General features: G+C 57.9%; 19 protein-coding genes and 4 pseudogenes. 16 read left to right on the top strand and 7 right to left on the bottom strand.

Translation table 11 applies throughout. From position 1 onward, the window contains the following. Nucleotides 1–19: 19 nt before the first annotated feature. From BM132_RS09440 to BM132_RS09430, 3 genes are all read left to right on the top strand, one after another. Nucleotides 20–322: an ArsR/SmtB family transcription factor gene (locus BM132_RS09440; protein WP_092396249.1), complete on the top strand. Its 303-nt coding sequence runs from the start codon at nucleotides 20–22 to the stop codon at nucleotides 320–322. A gap of 62 nt (nucleotides 323–384) precedes the next feature. Next, the gene (locus BM132_RS09435; RefSeq protein ID WP_092454864.1) at nucleotides 385–1359 is read left to right on the top strand and encodes a zinc-dependent alcohol dehydrogenase family protein; all 975 of its coding nucleotides are present in this window, start codon (nucleotides 385–387) and stop codon (nucleotides 1357–1359) included. A gap of 40 nt (nucleotides 1360–1399) precedes the next feature. Continuing rightward, nucleotides 1400–1768, top strand: coding sequence for an antibiotic biosynthesis monooxygenase family protein (locus tag BM132_RS09430; protein WP_092454861.1), 369 nt, complete (start codon nucleotides 1400–1402; stop codon nucleotides 1766–1768). A gap of 182 nt (nucleotides 1769–1950) precedes the next feature. Here BM132_RS09430 and BM132_RS09425 read toward each other — a convergent pair whose 3' ends face one another. The 5 genes from BM132_RS09425 to BM132_RS09405 form a co-directional block, all read right to left on the bottom strand. Beyond that, complete coding sequence (locus BM132_RS09425) at nucleotides 1951–2400, bottom strand: GNAT family N-acetyltransferase (RefSeq protein ID WP_092454860.1); 450 nt, start codon at nucleotides 2398–2400, stop codon at nucleotides 1951–1953. 392 nt (nucleotides 2401–2792) lie between these two features. After that, nucleotides 2793–3365 (bottom strand): hypothetical protein, encoded by a 573-nt coding sequence (locus tag BM132_RS09420; protein ID WP_092454858.1) that lies wholly within the window; start codon nucleotides 3363–3365, stop codon nucleotides 2793–2795. 712 nt (nucleotides 3366–4077) lie between these two features. Further along, nucleotides 4078–4773, bottom strand: coding sequence for a DUF1963 domain-containing protein (locus tag BM132_RS09415; protein WP_092454856.1), 696 nt, complete (start codon nucleotides 4771–4773; stop codon nucleotides 4078–4080). Between the two features lie 303 nt (nucleotides 4774–5076). Continuing rightward, nucleotides 5077–5439, bottom strand: coding sequence for a DUF6124 family protein (locus BM132_RS09410; protein ID WP_092454854.1), 363 nt, complete (start codon nucleotides 5437–5439; stop codon nucleotides 5077–5079). A 959-nt stretch (nucleotides 5440–6398) separates the two neighbouring features. Then, nucleotides 6399–7292: a LysR family transcriptional regulator gene (locus BM132_RS09405; protein WP_092454852.1), complete on the bottom strand. Its 894-nt coding sequence runs from the start codon at nucleotides 7290–7292 to the stop codon at nucleotides 6399–6401. Between the two features lie 94 nt (nucleotides 7293–7386). Between BM132_RS09405 and BM132_RS09400 the strand changes: the two genes are divergently transcribed. From BM132_RS09400 to BM132_RS28885, 7 genes and pseudogenes are all read left to right on the top strand, one after another. Next, nucleotides 7387–8553: an MFS transporter gene (locus BM132_RS09400; RefSeq protein ID WP_092396257.1), complete on the top strand. Its 1167-nt coding sequence runs from the start codon at nucleotides 7387–7389 to the stop codon at nucleotides 8551–8553. Between the two features lie 270 nt (nucleotides 8554–8823). Then, nucleotides 8824–9297 carry a carboxymuconolactone decarboxylase family protein gene (locus BM132_RS09395; RefSeq protein WP_092454850.1) on the top strand — a complete coding sequence of 158 codons (474 nt, stop codon included), beginning with the start codon at nucleotides 8824–8826 and terminating at the stop codon, nucleotides 9295–9297. A gap of 46 nt (nucleotides 9298–9343) precedes the next feature. Further along, complete coding sequence (locus BM132_RS09390; protein WP_092454848.1) at nucleotides 9344–9718, top strand: MerR family transcriptional regulator; 375 nt, start codon at nucleotides 9344–9346, stop codon at nucleotides 9716–9718. A 218-nt stretch (nucleotides 9719–9936) separates the two neighbouring features. After that, nucleotides 9937–11037: an ABC transporter substrate-binding protein gene (locus tag BM132_RS09385; protein WP_092454846.1), complete on the top strand. Its 1101-nt coding sequence runs from the start codon at nucleotides 9937–9939 to the stop codon at nucleotides 11035–11037. Nucleotides 11038–11146: 109 nt separating this feature from the next. Then, a pseudogene (locus tag BM132_RS28895) lies at nucleotides 11147–13375 on the top strand (ATP-binding protein); the annotation flags it as partial. A gap of 30 nt (nucleotides 13376–13405) precedes the next feature. After that, a pseudogene (locus BM132_RS28890) lies at nucleotides 13406–13924 on the top strand (response regulator transcription factor); the annotation flags it as partial. After that, nucleotides 13898–14782, top strand: a complete 885-nt coding sequence (locus BM132_RS28885) for a sensor histidine kinase (protein ID WP_371264116.1) — start codon at nucleotides 13898–13900, stop codon at nucleotides 14780–14782. The pseudogene BM132_RS28890 and the gene BM132_RS28885, both read left to right, overlap by 27 nt. Nucleotides 14783–14862: 80 nt before the next feature. On the opposite strand, the pseudogene BM132_RS28675 reads toward BM132_RS28885, so the two are convergent. Continuing rightward, a pseudogene (locus BM132_RS28675) lies at nucleotides 14863–15105 on the bottom strand (winged helix-turn-helix transcriptional regulator); the annotation flags it as partial. Here BM132_RS28675 and BM132_RS09370 point away from each other — a divergent pair. The 6 genes and pseudogenes from BM132_RS09370 to BM132_RS09345 all read left to right on the top strand — a co-directional run. Beyond that, a pseudogene (locus BM132_RS09370) lies at nucleotides 15093–15419 on the top strand (ABC transporter permease); the annotation flags it as partial. The pseudogenes BM132_RS28675 and BM132_RS09370 overlap by 13 nt on opposite strands. 373 nt (nucleotides 15420–15792) lie before the next feature. Further along, the gene (locus BM132_RS09365; RefSeq protein WP_092454842.1) at nucleotides 15793–17367 is read left to right on the top strand and encodes an ABC transporter substrate-binding protein; all 1575 of its coding nucleotides are present in this window, start codon (nucleotides 15793–15795) and stop codon (nucleotides 17365–17367) included. 14 nt (nucleotides 17368–17381) lie between these two features. After that, nucleotides 17382–18323, top strand: a complete 942-nt coding sequence (locus BM132_RS09360; RefSeq protein ID WP_092454840.1) for an ABC transporter permease — start codon at nucleotides 17382–17384, stop codon at nucleotides 18321–18323. Then, nucleotides 18320–19192 (top strand): ABC transporter permease, encoded by an 873-nt coding sequence (locus tag BM132_RS09355; protein ID WP_092454838.1) that lies wholly within the window; start codon nucleotides 18320–18322, stop codon nucleotides 19190–19192. Before BM132_RS09360 ends, BM132_RS09355 begins: the two co-directional genes overlap by 4 nt. Nucleotides 19193–19194: 2 nt before the next feature. Further along, nucleotides 19195–20823 carry an ABC transporter ATP-binding protein gene (locus BM132_RS09350; protein ID WP_092454836.1) on the top strand — a complete coding sequence of 543 codons (1629 nt, stop codon included), beginning with the start codon at nucleotides 19195–19197 and terminating at the stop codon, nucleotides 20821–20823. A 108-nt stretch (nucleotides 20824–20931) separates the two neighbouring features. Then, nucleotides 20932–22212: an OprD family porin gene (locus BM132_RS09345; RefSeq protein WP_092454834.1), complete on the top strand. Its 1281-nt coding sequence runs from the start codon at nucleotides 20932–20934 to the stop codon at nucleotides 22210–22212. A gap of 89 nt (nucleotides 22213–22301) precedes the next feature. Here the strand turns inward: BM132_RS09345 and BM132_RS09340 are convergent, their stop codons facing one another. Then, nucleotides 22302–23180 carry a GntR family transcriptional regulator gene (locus BM132_RS09340; protein ID WP_092454832.1) on the bottom strand — a complete coding sequence of 293 codons (879 nt, stop codon included), beginning with the start codon at nucleotides 23178–23180 and terminating at the stop codon, nucleotides 22302–22304. Nucleotides 23181–23229: the final 49 nt, after the last annotated feature.

Here is a 23229-nt window from a genome sequence, read left to right as displayed (position 1 = left end):
ATCTCGATATTCTAGGCGCATGGAACTGATCGAAATATTCAAAGCACTCTCAAACCCTACGCGTCTTGCAATCCTGAAAGGTTTGAAGGATCCGGCAAAGAACTTCCCTCCGCAGGATGAAGGTGACGTTCTCACGGTCGGCGTCTGCGTCAGTAGTATTCAAGAAGGCATCGGGCTGTCGCAGTCTACGGTGTCTGGTTATCTTGCTACGTTGCAACGAGTGGGCCTGGTTGAAGTCAGGCGCATCGGTCAGTGGACCTACTACAAGCGCAATGAAGCGACCATCAGTGCGCTGGCCGAGATCATAGGGAAAGATCTGTAATTTTTTTACCGTAAGATATCGAAATATCTCGATATCCCTTTTTGTCGATGCGAGGATTTACCATGAAAGCGATGATACTGAAATCATTTGGCGGCCCGGAGTCGTTCGAACTCAGCGACGTGCCCAAGCCCGTGCCGGGTGCGGGACAGGTCCTGGTGCGTGTACACGCCACCTCTATCAACCCGTTGGATTATCAGGTTCGACGTGGCGACTATGCCGACCTGGTGCCACTGCCGGCCATTACCGGCCACGACGTATCGGGCGTTGTCGAAGAAGTCGGGCCGGGTGTGACGAGCTTCGCTCCAGGAGACGAAGTCTGGTACACCCCGCAAATTTTCGACGGCCCGGGCAGTTATGCCGAGTACCACGTTGCGGCTGAAGGCATCATCGGGCGTAAGCCGAAATCACTGAGCCACCTTGAGGCAGCCAGTCTGACCCTGGTTGGCGGGACGGTGTGGGAAGCACTGACCGTGCGAGCGGCGCTCAGAGTGGGGGAGAGCATTCTGATCCACGGCGGCGCGGGAGGCGTAGGGCATGTCGCGATCCAGGTGGCAAAAGCCATTGGGGCGCGGGTCTTCACGACCGTGCGCGAAGCCAACTTTGAGTTCGCACGCCGCATGGGTGCCGATGTGCTCATCGACTACGAAAAGGAGGATTACGTCGACGCCATCCTGCGGGAAACCGACGGCCACGGCGTGGATGTGGTGTTCGACACCATCGGCGGCGACACCCTGACGCGTAGCCCCGACGTGCTCGCCCAACTCGGTCGCGTGGTCTCGATTGTGGACATTGCAAAGCCGCAAAACCTTGTTCAAGCCTGGGGCAAGAACGCCAGTTACCACTTCGTTTTTACCCGACAAAACCGCGGCAAACTGGATGAGCTGAGCGCATTGGTAGAGCGCGGTCAACTGCGCCCGCACGTTGGCGCGGTCTATTCGCTGGCCGACCTTGCGCTCGCCCATGCCCGGTTGGAGAGCCCCAACAACGGCCTTCAAGGGAAAATTGCGATTGCAGTCGAGCCATCGCTCATCTCGTGAGTGCGTACTTTTAATCAACTGAGCTTGTTGGAGGAATGCCATGATTTATGAAATCGCTCTGCTCCCCGTTCACAAAGAACGCATTGAAGCGTTCAGACACGCATTTGCCGAGGTCGCCCCTTTGCTCACCCGCGCAAAGGGTTACGGCGGCCACTTGCTAGCGCAAGGGATTGAAACCCCCCAGCAGTTCAACCTGATCGTGCGCTGGGCTTCACTTGAGGATCACACTCCGGGCTTCGAGGCGAGTGAAGACCATCGGCTGTTCATGATGGGCCTGGAGGAATATTTTTCGGAAGAACCGAAGGTCTACCATATTGAGGGGGCAGCTTTCAGGACTGACGAGCATGATGATTCCAACAATACCGTTGACATGGGTGCTGCCGGCGCCTCGAGAGGCTTGTGGCCTTAAAGCAAATAGCTGTTGTCGGAAACAGACGTTCGTGACCGGGAACTTTCGACCCTAAGCTGCCCTTCGCGAAGGGCAGCAGTCGGCCAAAAGCCGCCGCTCGCGAACAGCAGCAATCGACCCAAACCAGCCGTGCAGGACGGTCCTGCGCACATGAGTGATCGCCTGCATTGAGGGACTATCAATTAGTCATTGATATGTCGGTAAACCTTTGTTGTGCGCAACGAGAATCCTGCCCCCTCGTATAAACGATGGGCAGATTCACGATCTGGGTTGGATGTTAAATCCAGTGTTTTCGCGCCGAGGTCATGGCTTTTTTCTATTGCTGCTTCTATGAGTGCTTTGCCGATCCCTTGGCCTCGAGCACTGGCATCTACTACGACGTCTTCGATCCAAGCACGAACGCCTGTCGGAATACGAAAATGAATTAGGGTTAGCGCCCCCAAAATGCTTCCTCCACTTGCTGCTCTCACGACGAATAAATGGGAGCACTCTGAATCCACGATCTGCTTCAAATCTTCCATTGTCATCGCTTGAGCGTTTTTGGAAAGCTGTGGGAGAAGGTCATTCAAAGATCTGAGCAGCATAGGATCGGTTTCTTGAACCACTTCGACAATAGCGGATTGGTTTGTCATTAGAGATCCTCAAGTGAAGGGGGGTGAAGCTTCGATGGTTCAATTCGACACACTACCCCAAAGCGTCTGCGAGTGACCGCTTCTGGCCGATTCTGTTGAAAAAATCGGTTTCTTTAATTTGCCAGAAGACTGATCGGTGGAAGCGCCTTTACCACGCTGCTACGTGAAATCTGAGTCCGGAATGCCTCTGCGGCACTTCAAGATTTCAATATCAAACGCGTACTTTTTGGCCTGGGAAACCAGGGCCGACTTTTTCAACAGAATCGGCCGATTGCTGACTGTCACGGAACGCTTGGGTCGACTGAAAGCGACCCAAAGCTAGCTAATTCCTAAGCAAATGGCCAGGTAAAGTGCAGCCTCTTACTGACAGCGCATTGCTGAACGGAACATTATTAAAAAATTATCTTGAAAATTATGGTTGCGAAGAACGAACCCCAAAATATGGTGTTAACCGTATAAACTATCCAGAACAAGCTGGTTCTCGGTGTTTCAAAGGGAGCCTGTTTTTTGTACAGATCGGGAGACCAGTGCAAAACCCAAGCAGTCAGACCTAAACCTAATGCAATTCCGGTGATTTCAAGTGAGTTGCGAGCAAGTTGAAGAAACACTTCTCCATTAACAGCCAATGGAAAAAGAAAAGGTGATGAAATTGCGACAGCCCAGTTCATTGCGGCTGCTACAAATGCTAGAGTTATAATAAAATTACTAGGTGCCAAAACTAGTAGCTTTACAGTTTTTCCGTATTCCCTTGGCTTAATCATTCTATTTGTGGCGCAGAAAAAAGCAAAAAACACAGTTAGTCCAGAAAATACCATGATGGTTTTTCCTGCGATGTGCTCTTGCATTATTTCGCTAATGTTTTGTGCTAGTGGCGGGAATTTTGCACCAACAAAAGCCAGTGCTAGTGTGAAAACGAAAAAATATACGAAAGTTCCGCAGCTTTCTTTTAGGCGGATTCCACTCATGTTTAGTTCCTGCAGTTGATAGTTGTATAATTATTATAGAGTAATACTAATCAGTAATATCGGGGTCATTCTATTGGATGTTGAAAAACATTAAAAATCTCCTTTTCATGGGCCAGCAACTGCCCGTCTAGAAATGTTGGGAATGGGCAGTATAAGGCAAATGAGATGATTGATTCCAATTTGACATCATGTTTTAAAGGGCACCTGCTGCAGCTGACTGCGGGGCGATATCTCGGCGCAGTCTGTTCACGTCAACGCAGGCGGATGGCAGTCGATAAATTGCGGCAGAACGCCCGGAATCGGAAACTCATAATCGATAGCGGTGGTGCGGGCGAGATCTGACGGTAAGCTCGGCATCCCCGCCCCATCTGAGCTAAATGGGCGGCACCAACAAACATTCCACTACAGGGAAACATAAAGATTGAGGTCGCTAGGTTCTGAATCTAGGCCTAATATCGGACGTGAGAGCACTGAACTTCCGTGCGTAAAAATGCGGAGCTTTCTTAACGGTAATGACCTCTTCTGGCCGATTTCTGCCTATCGCGAAAGGCTAAAATCGACCCATTGCAGTCAGTCGGAGAAGATGGTGCAAAGGGTACGGTCGCATTTGGGGGCAGAGCAGACCTCTTAGAGATCTGCTGTCGAAGCCGGTGTGTGAGCCGACTACGAAGTGAATGGATCTCAATTAATCTTGGGCGCTTAATCATGACGATTAGTAGAAGTCATAGTAAATAGCCCATGTGCCAGTGGTGTTATTTTTCCAGAACATCAGGCTTCCGCCGTCCACCACATTCAAGTTTATTTTTGGGTCTGACGATATCTGGAACACGAACTCAAAATCATCACCCGGGTCAACGCCAGACTGGCAGAATGAGGGGTATCCACCGATCTTGTGTTCGTATGTGTGAGTCATAAGATCGTAATAGCTCTGTATCTCACCTGTCCGCTCAAGCCTGAGTATTTCGGCTTCAATGTTCGCCGGTATTCCGCCTCCATCCCATAGAGGAAAGTCCTCTGCCACCAATTCAGCCTTCAAGGGAAAGGGCTTGATGTACGAGCCCCCTACCGACAGTTCCTTACGGATAAGCACATCGTCAGCCCCATACTCTCTGATAAGCCAGTTGTTACCCATCGGCTCGAACTGCTCTGGAAAGGGATCAGAAACGAACAGTGTAAGTGTACGAACCCCTTTAAGAACCAGGCTGTTAAATGGCAGGCTTGGTAGGTGAAACTGTGCATACGGATGCAGCTCATCTCCGGCTTTGTTTCTTGGTATGACTTCATCTGGCCGGAAAAGAATTACTTTTCCAAGCCAGCTTTCCTCAGTCTCTTTGGTAGGTCGAAATCCGCCAGCGACGAATTTTGTGGCCGGCCTGGCCAAGCGTTGTCTGATCTCTTGAATTTCCATACTGACGCGAAGCTCCATTGCTCAAGAGTTGGGTAAGAGGGGGAAGTGAATGTTGCCTTCTTTTTTCGCGGAGTACACGCACGAGTCTTTCACTTTGACCAGGTGTGCCAATGACTGCTTTTGGCCGAAAGCGGCCATCCGCGAACGTCTGCTTTTGGCCGTTTACGACCTATCACTAGAAAGGACGGTAGCGGAATATGCGAGAAAAGAATTTGCGGGCATTAAGAAATTATCCGTCCGCTTCTGTGAATGGAAGAACCAAAACCCGACGCGGGACGTCGGTTTTTTTCGTTGGCGGAAATATTATTGCCGCGGCTCCACGTTATCCAACACCCGATTCGCCAGCAACGAACTCAGCTCAATCAGTTGCTGAATCCCCTGCGCCACATGACGCCTCGATCCATCCAGATCAAACGCCAAGTCACTCACCATGGCATCAGCCGAAGCCAGGGTTTCGCTGAGGTTGGCGAGCAAACATTCGTTATCGAGGCCTTTCACGACGGTGTATAGCTGCCCCGGCTTGGGGCCGTCTTGGGATTTATCCGGTTTTGGTAGCAAGTAGTGATCGAGTACGCGTTTGGTGGTTTCGTCTTGCTGCTTGGCTTTGGATTTTGCGGATGTAGAGGTGGAATCTGCTTCTGGTGGGTTCGGCGTAATTTTGAACATTGACGTAATCCTCAATTAGGCCGCAACCCTCTCGCTACTAAACGGAAGGGTGGCGGCTGTGCGCAAGTTAGTAGACCGGTGATTACGTCAAACCCGGCGCACCCGAAGGTGCCATGCGCACAGCCACCATCGAGAACAGGCAACGCCTGACTGATGAGACTCGTGCACCGAGACGTAAACCGGGCTACTAAACCCGACCACTGATGGGCAGTGGCAGGAAGACAATAGAACCCAGGGACAAGGCGCACAAGCGGGCGGATTCTGGCGTAGTTGTAGGCAATGGCGCAAGGATGCGTAGCTCGATAGAGGGATGTAGGTGGGGGCTGTAGGAGGGAGTCTTTTTGGCGCTGCGGGCGGCTTCTTCCGCTCTGGAGCCGGGGCTTGATCGCGATAGCGGTCCAACTCCCAACCGGTCAATCACTGACACACTTTCTGAATGCCTCGACGACCAACCGACCGTGCGGCCCACGAATGCCTGCCTGAGGGCGCGAGCCAGCATCTATGCTACCCCCGCTGGGGTTCTCCCACGTTTCGTTTGCGAGCCTCCAAGCCCTTGTGTATGCGCATTGTAGTGCTGGCCCTGGTCCTCACGCTGTTCGGCTGAGCTACCGCGTCGGAACCGCCGAGGGGCGAGGGTGTGTAAAAACGTTTTGAGCGCGGCAGGTACTCAAAACTGGGCTGGAAATCGCGCTTTTACGCGAAATCCACATCTGCTGACGTTCCGATAAATTTCAGATTTAACGTAGGTGCGCACACTTCAATTTTGGCGAAGCGTTTTTACACACTCTGGCCCGAAAGCCGTCTCTCACGAATAACCATCGGCCAATCTCGGCTATGGCTGCCGATTGTTCCAGTCAGGCAGACCTACCACTGATAGCGGGCCCAACGATGTGTGGTCACAACTTGCTGAATGCGCACGGCATCACGAGCATCCGGAAGGGTCAGGTGACGCCACCCGTTTACATCCGGTGATGTTCCAGCAAGAAGTCCACGAACAACCGCACCCGCGCCGGCATTGCCGAGCCAGCTACGAACACCGCATGAATCGGCTCCCGGTCTCCGGGGTTCCAGGCGTCCAGCAGCGGTATCAAATCGCCGCGCCGCAGGTCCTCGACTACGGTGAATTCGCCGATACGCGCGATGCCGGCACCTACTCGCGCGAGTTGTGCCAGCGCTTCGCCACTGCTGCATTCGATGTTGCCGCTGACCTTCAGGGAAAACTCATTTCCGTCGCGGACGAACGGCCAGTTGGGTTCGGCACGCCGGAAGTTGAAGCGCAGGCAGTTGTGGCGTAGCAGGTCTTCCGGTTCCTGGGGGATGCCGTGGCGCTGCAGATACTCGGGCGATGCCACCACGACCTGGCCGGTGTCGCCGATCCTTCGTGCGGTCAGCGGGCTGTCGGGCAGATGGCCAAAGCGTACCGCCACGTCGGCCTGGCCGCCGAGAATGTCGACCACTTCGTCGCCGAGGGTGAGGTCGACGACGATGTTCGGGTAGCGGGCGCTGAATGCTGCCACCAAGGGAACGATGGTCTGCCGCCCATGGCCGAGGGCGGCGCTCACCCGCAAGCGGCCCTTGGGCACGCCTTGGTCGGCGATGGCTTCTTCGACCTCGTCCATGTCGGCCAGGATACGCCGGGCGCCGCGCAGGAATGCCTCGCCCTCGGCGGTGAAGGTGATCGCTCGGGTGGTGCGCAACAACAGGCGAGTGCCAAGACGTTGTTCGGTACGCGCGATGATCCGACTGACCGCCGAGGGTGTCAGCCCCAATGCACGCGCGGCGGCTGACAGGCTGCCTTCCTGCGCCACGGTGGCGAACACACTCATTTCACCCGACCTGCCGTTGAAATCCATTTGTGCCTCTTACGCAAAGGTGATTGCCAAAAATACTATCTACCGCCTGAAAAGACCGGATCGTAGCATTGGCGGCATAGATAAGGAGCCTTCCATGCGTATCAATCCACCACTTGTCGCACTCGCCATAGGTGCCTTTGGCATCGGCGTTACCGAGTTCGCCCCCATGGGCATGTTGCCGGGCATCGCTGCGGATCTCGGTGTTTCCATTCCCGCCGCGGGTTTGTTGGTCAGTGCCTACGCCCTGGGCGTACTGCTCGGCGCGCCGCTGATGACCCTGACCACCGGCAGGATTCCCCGGCGCTACCTGCTGATCGGACTCATGGCGATTTTCACCCTGGGTAATCTGATGTCAGCCTTGGCCACCGATTACTACAGCCTCATGGTCGCCAGGGTAGTGACCTCGCTGAACCACGGTGCATTCTTTGGCGTCGGCTCCATCGTCGCCGCCAGCGTGGTCGCCCCAGAGAAGCGGGCCGGGGCGGTTGCAGCTATGTTCATGGGCCTGACCCTGGCGACCATCGGCGGTGTGCCGCTGGCCACCTGGTTTGGCGAACTGTTCGGCTGGCGCACGGCATTCTGGGGGATCACCGGCCTCGGCGTGGCGACCATGATCGCGTTGTGGTTCGCCCTGCCCAACCTGCAGGCGCCGAAAGGCGTCGGTGTACTGGCCGAAATTCGGGTGCTGGGTCGTGGACCGGTGCTGGGGGCATTGGCCCTGACCGTAGTCGGCTCGGGTGCAATGTTTACCGTCTTCACCTACATTGCGCCGATCCTCAGCAGTGAGACCCATGCGTCCACCGCCTACATTACCGCCATGCTGGTGCTGTTCGGTGTGGGGTTGACGCTGGGCAACATGTGGGGCGGCAAGGCCGCCGATCGTTCGATAGATCGCACCCTGATCGTTTCGCTGAGCGTGCTGATTCTCGTCTTGCTGGCGTTCACCGTACTGATGCGTTGGCCGCTGCCGGCCGCCGTTGCCATCCTGATATGGGGTATCGCCAGCTTCGCCCTGGTGCCGCCGCTACAGATGCGCGTCATGGAAGCCGCCAAGGACGCACCCAATCTGGCCTCGGCAGTGAACATCGGTGCCTTCAACCTCGGCAATGCCATTGGTGCGGCGCTGGGCGGAGCGGTGATCAATGCCGGGCTGGGTTATCCGGCGATTTCCCTGGCTGGAGCGGCTATGGCAGGGCTGGGGCTGTTGATGGTGTTGGCTTTTGCCTGGCGTTCCAGAACGATTGCAACTGCGGTGGTGTGACGATGAAGTGAGGGGGCTGTGAGCGACCATTGATCAGTGACGGCTAGCGCCCATCGCAGCCATTCGCGAATGCTCAACATGCTCCCCCAATCTGCGAAACGGCCAGAAGCAGGGGGGGGTACAGAAAACAGGCTTGTCCCCCTTTAGCTGCGGGCCCCTTTAGCTGAAAGCAACTGGCGCTTGACTTAGAGCGCGCTCTAACCAATAGCCTCCTTGTTGCACCGCCAGAACGGCCAGGTCCGTTGCGCGGCTTAAACAAGGAGACAGGTCATGACATTAAAAAAACTGAGCGCTGTAACCGGGCTCGTGCTTTCAGCAATCGCAATTCCGGCGTCGGCAGCTGAACCGGATAGTCGACGAGTGAAAGGGGCCGAAACCCTGGAAAGAATCACCGGGACCGCCGGCAACAACGTGGTCAAATCGCTTAGCGATATCTCGCCCGAGCTGGGTGAATGGATAGTCGATTTCGCCTATGGTGATGTGTTTTCCAGACCTGGTGTTGCTCTGTGCACACGCGAGCTGGCAACCATCGCGGCCCTCACCGCATTGGGGAATGCGCAACCTCAACTCAAAGTGCATATAGAAGGGGCGCTGAATGTGGGTTGCAAACCTGAGGAAATCGTTGAAATCATCATCCAGATGGCGGTGTATGCTGGTTTTCCAAGCGCGTTGAATGGCATCAGCGCAGCGCGGGAAGTGTTTGCCAAACGAGGCATCAAAATGGTTGCCGCGCCTCCCGAGTGAGCGGGACTGGTGCATTACCGAACACCGATGGTCAAGGATTGTGCTTATGAACGCCTACCAGACGATTGACCAGGTCGCCAAGCGCACTGGCCTCACGGCCTATACCCTGCGCTACTACGAACGCATCGGCCTGTTGGCACCGGTCGCCCGTGCGGCCGGCGGGAAACGGCTTTATGCGCCGACTGATATGGCGTGGCTGGAGTTTCTGCTGCGTTTACGCACCACTCACATGACCATCGGCAAAATGCAAACATTCGCCAAACTGCGCAGCGTCGGGGATTCAACGATCGCCGAACGCCGCCAGATGCTGGAGAGCCATTTACAGGATGTACAGGCCGAAGTTGCTGCCATGCAAAAGGCCGTTGCTGCACTACAAGTCAAGATTGACCATTACCGTGCGCTTGAGGCTGGGAACAGTTGAGCCAACACCATGGTGTGAGCGCAACGGGCATGTTGAGACTATGCTGATAGCCACTTCATTAGCATTTGCGCGAGACACTCGATTGGGCCGCTAGAGGAAGCCTGACGACGATCTCCAATCTGCACACCGGTTTCTGCAATCAGATAGAACAGTCGATCCAGGCTGTCGGCGGGGCAGGTGGATGACTTTTGGTACATCCCAAGGACGTGGAGAGCAGTATGAGCACTAAACGGATCCACAAAGTCTTGTGGCGACTCGCCAGCTGCGTGACCGGGCTGGCGATGGTTGCTGCCAATCCAGCCCAAGCTGCCGACGGCGGCATCGCCGGCGGCCCTACCTCAAGCTATAGCATTGCTTTCAGTAACTCCTACGCGGGCAGTGATTTCCGCAAAGTGATGGTGCGCAACTGGCAGGAGGTTGCGGCCCAAGCACAAAAGGATGGCTTGATCCGCGAGGCTTCGGTGGTCAGCGCCAATAACTCGGCGGCGGAACAGGCGGCCCATATCCAGGACATGATCGTCAAAGGCGTGAACGCCATCGTCATCCTGGCCGCGTCCGACACGGCCCTCAACGGGGTGATCCGCGATGCGTGCAACGCTGGCATCGTGGTGGTCGTCATGGCCAGCCTGGTCAGCGAAGGCTGCGTCTATACCGTGGATTACGACTGGTCCGCCATGGGCCGCGTGGAAATGGATTACATCGCCGAGCGCCTCAAGGGGAACGGCACGCTGCTGGAGATCCGCGGCATTGCCGGTGATGCCACCGACAAGAACATCAGCGACGGCATTCGCAAGGCCGCCAGCGACTATCCGGGCCTGAAATTCGCCAAGACCGTGTACGGGAACTGGACAGCGTCCGTCGCACGTAAGGAGGTGGCGCTGGCCCTGCCGTCGCTGCCCAACATTGATGCCGTCGCGACTCAGGGGGGCGACGGTTATGGCGCGGCCATGGCGTTCAAGGCGGCGGGGCGCCCTTTGCCGATCATTGTGATGGGGAACCGTCAGGACGAACTTGCCCTGTGGAAACAGGAGCGCGATGCCAATGGCTACGAGACCGTCTCGGTCTCTGCCTCCCCAAGCGTCTCCCAGGTGGGGTTCTGGGTGGCCCAGCAGATTCTGGCGGGCAAGCAGGTGCCGAAGTTCGTCGAGGTGCCGCTGGTACGCATCGACGCGAAAGACCTGGACGCCTGGCTCGCCACTATGCCGGTGGGAGGCGCCGCCAATCCTTTCTACAGCCAGGCTTCCGTTGCGGCGATGATCGACGCGGCGGTCAACCATACGGCGCCGCCGGCGCCTTTGCCGGAGGTGACGAAGCAGTAGTGGTGGGCGGGGAGCGAGGAGGCGAGGCGACGTGCTGACATTCAGGCCCACCACGGACAGGCCTATTGCCGTCAGGATCGGGCTGGCGGTCGCCGCACTGGTGTTTCTGATGCTGACGGTATCGCTAGTGAACCTTTATGGCCTGCGAGGCATGGTTCGTTCGGTGGATTCGGCCAGCCATTCCGCAGAAATACTGGCCTCGGTCAACGGGGCCACCGAGCGGGTGGAAAACTTCATCGCCACCCGCGACCAGGAAAGCCTCTCCCAGGCCGAAGGCATGGTGGCGACGGCTATCGCTGGCCTTACCGCCATTGCCGTGGCAGAGGCGCAATCGCTCAAGGGTGGACTGGACAGGCTCGCCGCAGCGATCGCCGCTTTGCGGGCGGCGACCCTGACCATGGATGGCGAAACGGAGAACATGACAGCCCACTACGGCCGGATGCGAGAAGCGACGATCCTGGTCGAACAGGGCATTGCCGATGGGCTGAAGGGGCTTGATGCCCGCACCGCTGAGCACCAGGCGCAGGTGAGCAACATTGAAAGCGCCCATCGCATCCTGGATATCCTACGCAACGGCGAACGGATCATCATCGCCAATGTGGCCAAGATGCTGGTGACCGGTGATGGGGCGGCCGCGGCGCGCAACGCCTGCGCGGCACTCCCGCCCGTGGTCGAGCAATTGCGCGAGGTGATGGGGGAACCGCAGGAAAGAGAGACCCTGAACCAGTTGGCGACGGCGGTCGTTGCTACCTGTGTGACGGTAGAGCGCCTTGGTGAGGCGCCCAAGTTGCGGGAAGGCGAGGCTTTGCGGCAGCTCGCCGTCGTAGGCGATGTGGTCGAGCACCTCGAGGCAATGTTGAGTGAGGTGGATGGGCGCGTTGCTCATGACGCAAGCGACATTCAGGCAGCCACCGGTTTGCTGAACAATGCCGCCGCGCTGTCCAAGCGTTTCGCCGAGCGTGTAGCCACCCTTGAGGCGCAGACCTTGTCGTTTCGCCTCTCACCGTCAGCCGAGGTCGCCAGCTCTGTCGGCCACATCCTTGATGAACTCTCCCGTCTCGCTCGGGTTCTGCCTTCGTCCGGGGGACTGCAAGCCAAGGCTACGCCCCTGACGGTCAGCGAACAGATTGTCGGCTACCGGGCAGCATTCGCCAGGTTCCATCAGGCGAGCAACGCTTTGAGCGACGCGCGCGACCAGGTTCGCGACGAGGCACGCAGCGCCGGCCAGTTGGTTGCGCGCTTCGCGGGTCAAGCGCGTTCCGACGCCTTGGTCCACAATGATCGCGGCATGCTTGCAACGATAGTTGCCGGTACCATCGCCATCCTGCTAGCCGGCGCCATCGCCTGGAGCACGTCGCGATTTGTCGCACAGCCCATCGTGGCCCTGGCCTCGGTCATGCGCAGGCTTGCGGCCGGCGACCTGAACGCCGAGATCGCCAGCGCCGGACGCGGTGACGAGATTGGAATCATGACCCGCGCCGTACGGGTGTTCCAGGAGAATGCCCTGCGCATCCGGGTGCTGGAGGCTGAGGCCGAAGCCGAACGACAGCAAGTCCAGGCGTCCTTGGAGAGAATGGTCGCCGAACGGACCGACACACTGCACCAACAGACCGAGGTGCTGGAGGCACAGGCCGTCGAGCTCATTCTGGCGCGCAACCAGGCCGAGACGGCTAACCAGGCGAAGAGCGATTTCGTCGCCACGGTCAGCCACGAACTGCGCACCCCCCTGACCCTCATTCTCGCCCCCCTGGAGCAGCTCTCGGCGGCGACCATCCCGCCGGCGGACTGGCATGTGCAAATCGACCGCGCCCAACGCAATGCGCTGCGCTTGATGAACCGGGTGAACGACATCCTCGATTTTTCCAAGGCCGAAGCGGGCAAGTTCGAGTTGTGTGCCTCGCCAGTTGATTTGAACAAGATGGTGGGGGTGCTGGCCGAGGATGCCGCCATGGTGGCCGAGGGCAAAGGCTGCACCTTAACCAGCAGCATCGATCCTGCGCTCGGCACGGTGTTCCTGGACCCCCGACACTTCGAGAAAATTCTTCTCAACCTGGTGAGCAATGCCATCAAGTTCACGCCCGCTGGCGGCACCGTGCACCTGGCAGTGACGCTGATTGATGGCGAGCGTTTTGAACTCGCGGTGCAAGACTCGGGGATCGGCATTGCGCCTGACAAGCTGCCGTTGCTGTTCCAGCGTTTTTCCCAGATCGACAATTCCGCTACGCGCCACTACAGCGGTACAGGCATCGGTCTGGCCCTGGTCAAGGATCTGGCCGAACTGATGGGGGGCGAAGTCGGCGTCAACAGTGAGCCTGGACGGGGTTCGTGCTTCTTTGTTCGACTTCCGCTGGGGGCCGAGCCAAACACCATGCTGACCGAAGCCAGCAATATGCAGGAGCGATCGTCATCGAGCACAACAAGCACTATTGAGCAGCGCCTCCTGCGTTTCGACGACGGCCACCAAGGCAGTCGCATCGACCAAGTCGCGACGCAAGGCGCGGGCGACGAGCAGCACCCGGAACACGCCTTGCGATCCAGAGTGCTGGTGGTCGACGACAGCCCGGAAATGCTCAGCTATCTCAGAGAACTTTTGCAAAACGATTACATCGTCGCCACCGCAGTTGATGGAGAGCAGGCCTGGGCACTCCTGCAGCGTCGACCCATCGATGTGGTCGTTTCGGATGTAATGATGCCGAAACTCGATGGCTTTGGCCTGACCGCCAGAATCAAAGCCAGCGCCGGTTTTGCCCACTTACCGGTGATTCTGGTGACCGCCCGTGGCGGTAGCGAGGCCTGCGTCTCCGGGCTGGAGAGTGGCGCCGATGACTATATCGCCAAACCCTTCTCACCGCTGGAGCTCATGGCTCGCGTACGCGCGGCGCTACGCATGAGCCAAGTGCAAACCGAACTGCATGCAAAATCCCGTCAGGCGGGCATGGCCGAAATCGCTACGACTGTGCTGCACAACGTCGGCAACGTCCTCAACAGCGTGAACGTATCGGCAGAACTGGTCAGCAGTCTGATGCGCACCTCCAAAGCCCAAGGGCTGGGCAAGGTGGCTCAGATGATGAACGAACACGTCCATGACTTGAGCGATTTTCTCACCACAGACCACAAAGGAAAGTTGCTGCCCGGCTATCTGCTCAAGCTGGCGGAGGTGGTGGCGACAGAGCAACAGGGCATCATCGAAGAACTCGGGCAACTCACCAAGGGCATTGACCACATCAAGACCATTGTCGCTGCCCAGCAATCCTATGCCGTTGCCGTCAGTATCGTCGAGACAGTACCGGTCCCGGAATTGATCGATGATGCCTTGCGCATGAGTGCTGGATCACTGGCGCGTCAGGAGGTGACGGTGGTCAAGGACATTGCCGACTTGCCCTTGCTGTCGCTGGACCGGCATCGGGTGCTGCTGATTCTGGTGAACCTGATCCGCAATGCCAAGCAAGCAATGAACGGCGTGACCGATCGCCGCCCGTGCATCACGTTCAGCGCCTTCCTGGCTGACGGGCCAGCGTTGCGTATCAAGGTGACCGACAACGGCAATGGGATCGCGCCGGAGCACCTGGCGCGGCTCTTTTCCCATGGCTTCACTACTCGCAAAGATGGTCACGGTTTCGGCCTGCACAGCTGCGCGCTGGCCGCGCAGGAAATGGGGGGCAGCTTGACCGTGCACAGCGACGGGGTTGGACGGGGCGCAACCTTTATCCTCGATATTCCCCTCGATGGTCCGCAGATTCAGTGATGAACACCGAGCTTACACGAGGTGAATCATACGTACGCTTGGTCCGATTGAGCCTTTAAGGGGGGGGTGTAACGCAACGATTAGTCAGGTGCTTCGGATTTTACTGGCGCCGGGGTGGGGATTTGCCATGAAGGTTTTTGGCCACCCTTACTGTCGAAACGGCGCCGTGCCTTGCGGAAGTCGTCGACGTTTTCAACGACCCAAGTCCAGATAGGGGACATACGAATCAATAGCCCCATGCCCAGCGGAGTCAGCTCATACTCAACACGGGGCGGTATTTCATCGAACTCTCACCGAATCAGCAGACCATCGCGTTCCAGGGCGCAACTATGGCCTCAAGGGCCTGCGCTTCGTGCTGTTCATCCTGATCCCGGCAGCGCTGCCGTCGATCATGGCGGGCCTGAAGATCGGCTGGGCTTTTGCCTGGCGCACGCTGATCGCCGCCGAGTTGGTGTTCGGCGCCTCCAGCGGCAAGGGCGGCCTGGGCTGGTACATCTTCCAGAACCGCAACGAGCTGTACACCGACAAGGTATTCGCCGGCCTGGCTGCGGTAATCCTGATTGGCCTGCTGGTGGAGAATCTGGTGTTCGCCACGGTCGAGCGGGTCACCGTCAAGCGCTGGGGAATGCAGCGCTAGGACTTCTTCGGGGACACCGGATGGCGGACGCTCCCGAGGAGAATGTGCTCGGCCTGATGTCGCCATGGTGGTCGTATCCGCCTGAAGCAGAACGAAAACGCAGGGATGAGTAAAAACCAAACAAGGACCTTAGGTCCTTGTTTGGTTTTGGGCATTCGATTGGAACAGGGTTGAGCGTCTTCAATGTATTTTTATATTAAAAAAAACATTTACATGTGTGATTTATGCTGTAAATTTGTCGCTGTGAATTTAAAAAAACAAAAATATCCGCGGCGCTGATTCCGATCAGGCCATTACAACAACGACTTACAAAGGCTTGAAGCCGGCTTCCTGCCCCCTGGGCCGGTCCTTTCAGCGAAGGAGAACCTCTCCCGTGAATCGCTTACTCACCAGAACGTTGTGCGTGACCCTGCAAGCCCTCAGCCTGGCCACTCTCGGCACCGGCCTGGTGCAGGCACAGAGCACCTTGCGCGTTGGCTTGAACGCCGACATCCGTAGCACCGAACCGGGCGTCAACCGTGACGAGAATACCGACACGGTCATGCTGCACATTGTCGAAGGCCTGGTTGCCCATCGCGAGGACGCTTCAGTCGGTCCCTTGCTGGCCCGCCAGGTGCAACTGTCCGATGACGGGAAGTCCTACACCTTCAAGCTTCGCGAAGGCGTGCATTTCCAGAACGGCGCGATACTGACCGCTAATGATGTGAAGTGGACGTGGGAGCGCTATCTCAATCCGGAAAACCAGTGGCGTTGCCTGGCAGAGTTCGACGGTCGGGGCGGGGCAAAGATCATCAGTATCGAGACGCCGGACCCGTTGACCGTGGTGTTCCATCTGGACCAGTCGAGCGGTCTATTCCTTGCCTCCATGGCTCGTCCCGATTGCGGCGGCAGCGGCATCCTGCACCCGGATTCGCTGGCGGCGGACGGCAGTTGGAAGGCGCCGATCGGCACTGGGCCGTTCAGCCTTGCCGAATGGAAACCCGGGCAGTCGGTCCTGTTGTCGCGGTTCAAGGACTACAGCCAGCGTGACGATGCAGGACCGGATGGCTTTACCGGCAAAAAACAGGCGTTAGTGGATGGGGTGCGTTTCATGGTGATTCCCGACCCGTCTTCGGCCAAGGCGGCCCTAATGTCCAATAACGTCGACCTGCTGCCCAACGTCAGTGCCAGCGATGCCGAGGAGTTGAAAGCGACGCAGGGCGTGCAGATCTCTTTCAGTCCGATCATGGCGATCTGCGGCTTACTGTTCCAAACCAACGACCCGTTGCTCAAGGATGTTCGTATCCGCCAGGCCATCGCCCATTCGCTGGACTATGGCCAGATGGTTACTGCGTTAACTAATGGCACGTCCGAGCCCAACAACTCAGCGATTCCACAAACCAGCCCCTTTTACAATGCGACGGCCAAGCAGGGGTATCGGTACGACCCGCAGGAGGCCCAACGATTGCTCAAAGAGGCCGGTTATCAAGGCCAGCCGATCAAGATGATCGTCAACAAGCGTTATTCGCAAATGTTCGACATGGGGTTGCTCAGCCAGGCCATGGCTCAGGCCAGCGGCTTGAACATCCAAATGGAAACCATGGAGTGGGGGACCCAGTTGGAGCGCTACCAGAGCGGGAATTACCAGATGATGGCGTTCTCGTATTCCTCCCGTCTCGACCCGGCCCTGAGCTTCGATTCGCTGATGGGTGACAAAACCAAGGAACCACGCAAGGTTTGGGACAATCCCCAGGCTCAAGGGCTGCTGCGTGAAGCGGTGCGCCAGAGCGACACGGCCAAGCGTCAGGAGCTCTTTGATCAACTGCATCGGATGATGATTCACGATACGCCGATGGTCATCATTTATAACGGTACAGTCGCCGCCGCACTGCGTGACAACGTGAAGGGCTTCCATTCCTGGCCGGTCTCTTCGCCACGGTTGTGGGGCGTCAGCCTCGCGGCCCAGTAAAGCGGAGCCTGAACATGTTGCGTTTTATCCTGCAAAAGCTCGGGATGGCGATACCGACCCTGTTACTGATTTCCGTGATGGTGTTCGCTCTGATCCGCCTCATCCCGGGGGATCCTGCACTATTGATGCTGGGCGATATGGCTGATCCCCAGAGCCTGGCCGACATGCGCCACGCATTGGGACTGGATCATTCACTGGTAACGCAGTTCCTGATCTGGTTCAAGGCGGTGCTGAGTTTCGACCTCGGGACTTCCATCAGTACCAAACAGGCAGTGCTACCGTTGATTCTCGACCGCTTCGCCGTCAGTGCGACCATCGTACTGGTGGCGGTGCTACTGGCGACAGTGATTGCCGTGCCGATCGGTCTGATCGCGGCGTGGAAACAGAACAGCCCAATCGACCTGGGGCTGGTCACCGTGGCTACCTTGTTGCTGTCAATTCCCAGTTTTTGGCTCGGTTTGCTGCTGCTGCATACCTTCGGTATCCAGCTAGGTTGGTTGCCGGTGGTGGGCTACGTGAGCTTTTCCCAGGCGCCCTGGCAGGCCATGAGTTACATGGTGTTGCCGGTGGTGACCTTGACCCTGGTGGAAGTCGGAGCAATCACCCGTATGGCCCGGGCCAGTACCATTGAGGTGTTGCGCTTGGAATACATCGCCCATGCCCGTGCCAAGGGTTTGTCGGAGCGTGCGGTGTTATGGAAACACGCCTTGCCGAATGCCTTTGCCCCGACCTGGACCCTGGTCGGCCTGATCCTTGGCAATCTGTTGGGCGGCATCGCGGTCCTGGAAACCGTGTTCACGCTGCCGGGGATCGGTCGGTTGATGGTGGATGCGATTTTCGCCCGCGACTACCCGGTGCTCCAGGGCTGCCTGTTGCTGATCACATTTATCTATGTACTGGTCAATCTGTGCGTGGATCTGCTCTATCCGCTGTTCGATCCTAGGGTGAAATTATGAGTTCCGATATCCCTGCGGCAATTGTCGCTCCGGCCCAGGCCCAGGCCAAGCGACAACGTGCTTGGGCACCGGCTAACGCGCTGATCGGCGGCGGATTGTTGCTCACACTGATAGCCCTGGCACTGATGGGCCTGGTGTGGTCGCCGTTCGATCCGCTGAAGATAGATCTGTTGTCGCGCTTGCAGGCACCGTCGGCGATCCATTGGCTGGGTACCGATGAGTTTGGGCGCGATGTGTTCAGTCGTTTGTTGATCGGTGCGCGTACCAGTCTGTGGATCAGCCTGCTGACTGTCAGCGTCGCGGTGCTGGCCGGCACGCTTATCGGCATGTTGGCCGGTTACCTGCGTGGCTGGACCGACCGTATCTTGATGATGTTCAACGATGCCTTGCTGGCATTTCCCGGCATCCTCATGGCTTTGGGCATCATGGCGATCATCGGTGCCAGCAAGTACGGCATCGTCCTGGCCCTGGGCATTGCCTACACGCCTTCGGTGGTGCGTGTTGTGCGCGCAACCGTCTTGTCCCTGCGGGAGCTGGAATACATCGAAGCCTCGCGGGTAATCGGCAATTCTGAGTTGTACACCATGCTGCGGCATATTGCTCCCAACTGCCTGGCACCGTTGTGCGTGCTCGCCACCAGCATGTTCGGCTGGGCGCTGCTGTCGGAGAGCGCCTTGAGCTTTCTCGGCCTGGGTGTACCACCGCCTGCGGCTACCTGGGGAAACATGCTGGCCAGCAGCCGGCCATACATGGCGTCGGCACCCTGGCTGGGCGTGTTTCCCGGGCTGTTTATCTGCTTGACCCTATTGGCGATCAACCTGTTTGGCGATGCATTGCGTGATCGTCTTGACCCACGGATGAGGAAGTGAATATGCCTGCTGATTCTGTTTTGTTGAGTGTTGAAAACCTCAGGATTCGTGTTGGCGATCATGGCCCCCTGGCGGTAGACAATCTCAGTTTCAGTATCGCACCAGGCGAGATCGTTGCGCTGGTGGGCGAGTCCGGAAGCGGCAAGACCATGGCTGCCCGTGCTGCCATCGGTTTGTTGCCATTGCCGATGCAGGTATGTGGCGGGCGCCTGGATTTCGAGGGGCGCGACCTGGTCAGTATCAGCGCCGAGGAACTGCGGGCCATCCGGGGAGCGAGCATCGGTATGGTGTTTCAGGAGCCCATGGTCTCGCTCAATCCGGCACTCAAGATCGGCCAGCAAATGAGTGAAGCTCTCGTGTTGCACACTGACCTGGATGCCGCACAGATCCGCGAACGCTGCGTCACCATGTTGCAGCGTATCGGCATCAAGGATGCCGAGGGTTGCCTGGAGTCCTATCCGCACCAATTCTCCGGGGGGATGCGGCAACGAATCATGTTGGCATCGGTGATGCTGTTGCGTCCGGCCTTGTTGATCGCGGACGAGCCAACCACCGCCCTGGATTGCCTGGCACAACTGGATGTGATCGAGCTGATGCTCGAGCTGACAAGGGAGCAGGGCACGGCCATTCTGTTCATCAGCCATGACCTTTCGCTGGTGGCCCGTTATGCCCACAAGGTGGTGGTGATGCGGCATGGCCAGGCCGTGGAGCAGGGAAGCATCGAAGAGGTGCTGCTGGCGCCCAAAGCCGAGTACACCCGACAATTGCTGGAGGCCTTGCCGCGCCGTGGCGTGTTAGCGCCCCTGCCTGCGAATGACGGGCCGTTGGTGGAGGTCGAGCAGGTGAGCATCGAACACCCAGGACTCACCTCATTCTGGGGCAAACGCAAGCACAACCGCGTGGTGCATTCCGCCAGCCTGGTGATCGCTCCGGGCGAAACCCTGGCTCTGGTCGGCGCAAGTGGGTCGGGCAAGACCACCCTCGGCCGTTCGTTGGTGGGCTTGATCAAGCCTTGCGCCGGGGCCATTCGCTTCAAGGGCGTGGATATCCTCAAGGCCGCCAACCGTACCCATCGCCTGCAATGCCAGATGATCTTCCAGGACCCTTATTCATCCCTCAATCCGCGGATGAAAGTGGGTGAAATTCTCGCCGAACCACTGCGCCACGAGCCCGACCTGAACGGTGTGCAGCGCCGTGAACGGGTGCGCCAGACCCTCGAGGATATCGGCCTGGACGAGCAATTTATCGAGCGCTTTCCCCATCAGTTATCCGGCGGTCAACGCCAGCGCGTGGCCATTGGTCGTGCGCTGGTACGGCACCCGCAATTGGTGATCGCCGATGAGCCGATCTCTGCCTTGGACATGACTATCCAGAAACAGATCCTGGAACTGTTCGAGCGTCTCCAGGCGCATTACGGATTCGCCTGCCTGTTCATTTCCCATGACCTGGCAGCGGTGGAGCGCATTGCCCATCGTGTGGCCGTGATGCACCAGGGGCATGTAGTGGAAGTGGGGCCACGCGAGCAGATTTTCGACCATCCGCAGCACCCGTATACCCGGCAGCTACTGGCAGCGGCCAGTCCGCTTGAGAAGCTTGAGAACGGCGGCTACCGAATACGACCGGCCGTTTAACCCCCCCGGCTTCATTGAACGCGAAGGTTTGAAACCAGCGCGAGGGGGAATGTCGTGCCCAAAAAACAATAAGACCACTCATTACATCGACTGCCAGGAGCCAAGAACATGCACAACAACCTTAATCTGATTTTGAGAAGTGTCGGTTTGATGGGCGGGGGGCTGTGGTGCGCCACGGCGCAGGCTGACTTCTTCAAGGACAGCAAGGCCGATCTGGATCTGAAGAATTACTACTTCAACCGCGACTACCGTGAAAATGCCGGGCAATCCAAGCGCGAGGAATGGGCCCAGGGCTTCATCCTCAATCTCAAATCAGGGTTTACTGAAGGTACGGTGGGTTTCGGTGTCGACGCGGTCGGCATGCTGGGCTTGAAACTCGATTCCAGCCCTGATCGCTCGGGCTCCGGTCTGTTGCCCCGGGACAACGATACGACACCGGGTAAGCCGAGCTATTCCAGGCGTGCCCATGACGAGTACTCCAAGCTGGGCGTTACAGCAAAAGCACGTTTGGCCAAGAGCGAGTTGCGCAGTGGTTACCTGCTGCCGGACCTGCCGACGTTACAGCCCAACACCAGCCGCCTGTTCCCGCAGACCTTCCGTGGCACCCAGGTGACATCGGCAGACATCGCCGGGTTGACATTGATCGGCGGACAGATCGACCAGACCAGGCAGCGCGAATCCACCGAATATGAAGACATGGGATTGACCAGCCAGAGCGGTGCCTACCGGAGCAGCGCCAGAAGCGATCAATTTCGCTTTGCGGGAGGCGATTACAAACTCACGCCAAACATGACCCTGACGTATCACTTCGCTCAACTGGAGGACATTTACCAGCAGCATTATGTGGGCCTGAAGAACAGCTTTGCGTTAGGGGGCGGTACGCTCAAGACCGATATCCGTTACTTCGATGCGAACAAGTCCGGTGCCGGCCTGGCGGGGCAGGTGGACAACCGTGCGTTGAGCACACGGGCGATGTACAGCTTCAAGGGGCACAGCGTCGGCGCGGGCTATCAGGAGCAGTACGGAGAAACGCCGTTCACGTATGTCGACGGGACCAATACGTATCTGTTCTCCGAGTATCAGCTAAGCAACTTTTCCCAGACCAACGAGCGGGTCTGGCATGCGCGGTATGACTTTGACTTCGCGGCCCTGGGAATCCCCGGCCTGACATTCTCCACCCGTTGGGCCAAGGGCGACCAGGCTGAGGTGCGAGGGTTTGCGGGGGAAGGCCGTGAGTGGGAGCGGGATATCGACCTTGGGTATGTGTTCCAGTCTGGCACGTTGAAAGGTGTTTCATTGCGCTGGAGAAACGGGTTCAACAAGGCCAACTACCTGCGGGACATGAATGAAAACCGACTGATCGTCGGTTACACCGTGGCGCTCTGGTAATGAATATCCGCGAGAGGTACGTAGCTGCCGACGTTGCTCGAGGACGGATGCTTGCATGGGAGTGGTTGGCGTGGCTGCCAGGTTTTGCACTACCCCTTGTTACGTGCCACTCGCAACTTGCTGGCCACATCCAGGTGTCGATGCAACAGCGTCGACGCCCATTCATTGTCGCCTTGTTCCAGGGCGTCGAGGATCGCCAGGTGTTCCCGGCAGGACACCTTGACCCGTTCTACATTGCTGACCGTATGGAATTCGGTCAGTCGGCGCAAATGATTCTGCTGCTGGATCGCTTGCAGGATGTAGCCATTACCGGATGCCGCTGCCAGCAGTTCGTGAAACTCGGCGTTGTATTCGATGAAGCGTTGTCCGTCCACCTTGCCTTCGAGCAGTTCCATCTGTCGTTCACGGCAACGACGGAACTGTTCGGCGTTGATCTTGAATGTGGGCTCCAGCAGTCCCGCCGGCTCCAGCAGCATGCGAAAGCGATAGCTCTCCAAACGGGTCTGTGGACTGTTCAAGGTCGGCAGGAACTGCCAGCCGTGGCCGTGCTTGCGCTGCATCACGCCTTCGTCGGACAGCCGCAACAGGCAGCGGCGCAACACGCTCTTACCGACGCCGTATCGGCGCAGCAGATCGCTTTCGGAAATGTGGTCGGGCAGCGCCTGGTTCAAGCGGTCGTCAATCAGCCGCGTGTACAGCTGATCCTCTTCGTTTTGCAACTTGCCGACCTGTTGCGCCAGACCATCGTTGGCTTGCAGCGGTACACGAAAGCCTTGCTGGGGCAATGGCTCGATGGCCTTTTGCTCGGCCAGATACGACAGCGCGCTACGGATCGGCGAGCGCGACACGCCCAGGCGCTGAGCCAGCTCCACTTCTTTGAGGTGCATACCGGGTTGCAGATCGCCGCTGGCAATGGCGGAAAGAATCTGGCCGGCGACTTTGGTCTGCAGCGAAGTCAGTGGGGGCATGGTGTGTGGTCGCTCCGTTGGCAGGGGAGGCAAGGATAACCGGAAACTG

The organism is Pseudomonas sp. NFACC45, assembly GCF_900113505.1.
Taxonomy (GTDB): Bacteria; Pseudomonadota; Gammaproteobacteria; order Pseudomonadales; family Pseudomonadaceae; genus Aquipseudomonas; species Aquipseudomonas tehranensis.
The sequence above is the reverse complement of the archived record's forward strand: the minus strand, read 5'-3'. Positions and strand labels throughout refer to the sequence as shown.

Excerpts from the sequence above, each read along its gene's own strand:
- BM132_RS09440 (WP_092396249.1), top strand. The coding sequence starts at position 20 with ATGGAACTGATCGAAATATTCAAAGCACTCTCAAACCCTACGCGTCTT.
- BM132_RS09435 (WP_092454864.1), top strand. The coding sequence starts at position 385 with ATGAAAGCGATGATACTGAAATCATTTGGCGGCCCGGAGTCGTTCGAA.
- BM132_RS09430 (WP_092454861.1), top strand. The coding sequence starts at position 1,400 with ATGATTTATGAAATCGCTCTGCTCCCCGTTCACAAAGAACGCATTGAA.
- BM132_RS09425 (WP_092454860.1), bottom strand. The coding sequence starts at position 2,400 with ATGACAAACCAATCCGCTATTGTCGAAGTGGTTCAAGAAACCGATCCT.
- BM132_RS09420 (WP_092454858.1), bottom strand. The coding sequence starts at position 3,365 with ATGAGTGGAATCCGCCTAAAAGAAAGCTGCGGAACTTTCGTATATTTT.
- BM132_RS09415 (WP_092454856.1), bottom strand. The coding sequence starts at position 4,773 with ATGGAAATTCAAGAGATCAGACAACGCTTGGCCAGGCCGGCCACAAAA.
- BM132_RS09410 (WP_092454854.1), bottom strand. The coding sequence starts at position 5,439 with ATGTTCAAAATTACGCCGAACCCACCAGAAGCAGATTCCACCTCTACA.
- BM132_RS09405 (WP_092454852.1), bottom strand. The coding sequence starts at position 7,292 with ATGGATTTCAACGGCAGGTCGGGTGAAATGAGTGTGTTCGCCACCGTG.
- BM132_RS09400 (WP_092396257.1), top strand. The coding sequence starts at position 7,387 with ATGCGTATCAATCCACCACTTGTCGCACTCGCCATAGGTGCCTTTGGC.
- BM132_RS09395 (WP_092454850.1), top strand. The coding sequence starts at position 8,824 with ATGACATTAAAAAAACTGAGCGCTGTAACCGGGCTCGTGCTTTCAGCA.
- BM132_RS09390 (WP_092454848.1), top strand. The coding sequence starts at position 9,344 with ATGAACGCCTACCAGACGATTGACCAGGTCGCCAAGCGCACTGGCCTC.
- BM132_RS09385 (WP_092454846.1), top strand. The coding sequence starts at position 9,937 with ATGAGCACTAAACGGATCCACAAAGTCTTGTGGCGACTCGCCAGCTGC.
- BM132_RS28885 (WP_371264116.1), top strand. The coding sequence starts at position 13,898 with ATGGCTCGCGTACGCGCGGCGCTACGCATGAGCCAAGTGCAAACCGAA.
- BM132_RS09360 (WP_092454840.1), top strand. The coding sequence starts at position 17,382 with ATGTTGCGTTTTATCCTGCAAAAGCTCGGGATGGCGATACCGACCCTG.
- BM132_RS09355 (WP_092454838.1), top strand. The coding sequence starts at position 18,320 with ATGAGTTCCGATATCCCTGCGGCAATTGTCGCTCCGGCCCAGGCCCAG.
- BM132_RS09350 (WP_092454836.1), top strand. The coding sequence starts at position 19,195 with ATGCCTGCTGATTCTGTTTTGTTGAGTGTTGAAAACCTCAGGATTCGT.
- BM132_RS09345 (WP_092454834.1), top strand. The coding sequence starts at position 20,932 with ATGCACAACAACCTTAATCTGATTTTGAGAAGTGTCGGTTTGATGGGC.
- BM132_RS09340 (WP_092454832.1), bottom strand. The coding sequence starts at position 23,180 with ATGCCCCCACTGACTTCGCTGCAGACCAAAGTCGCCGGCCAGATTCTT.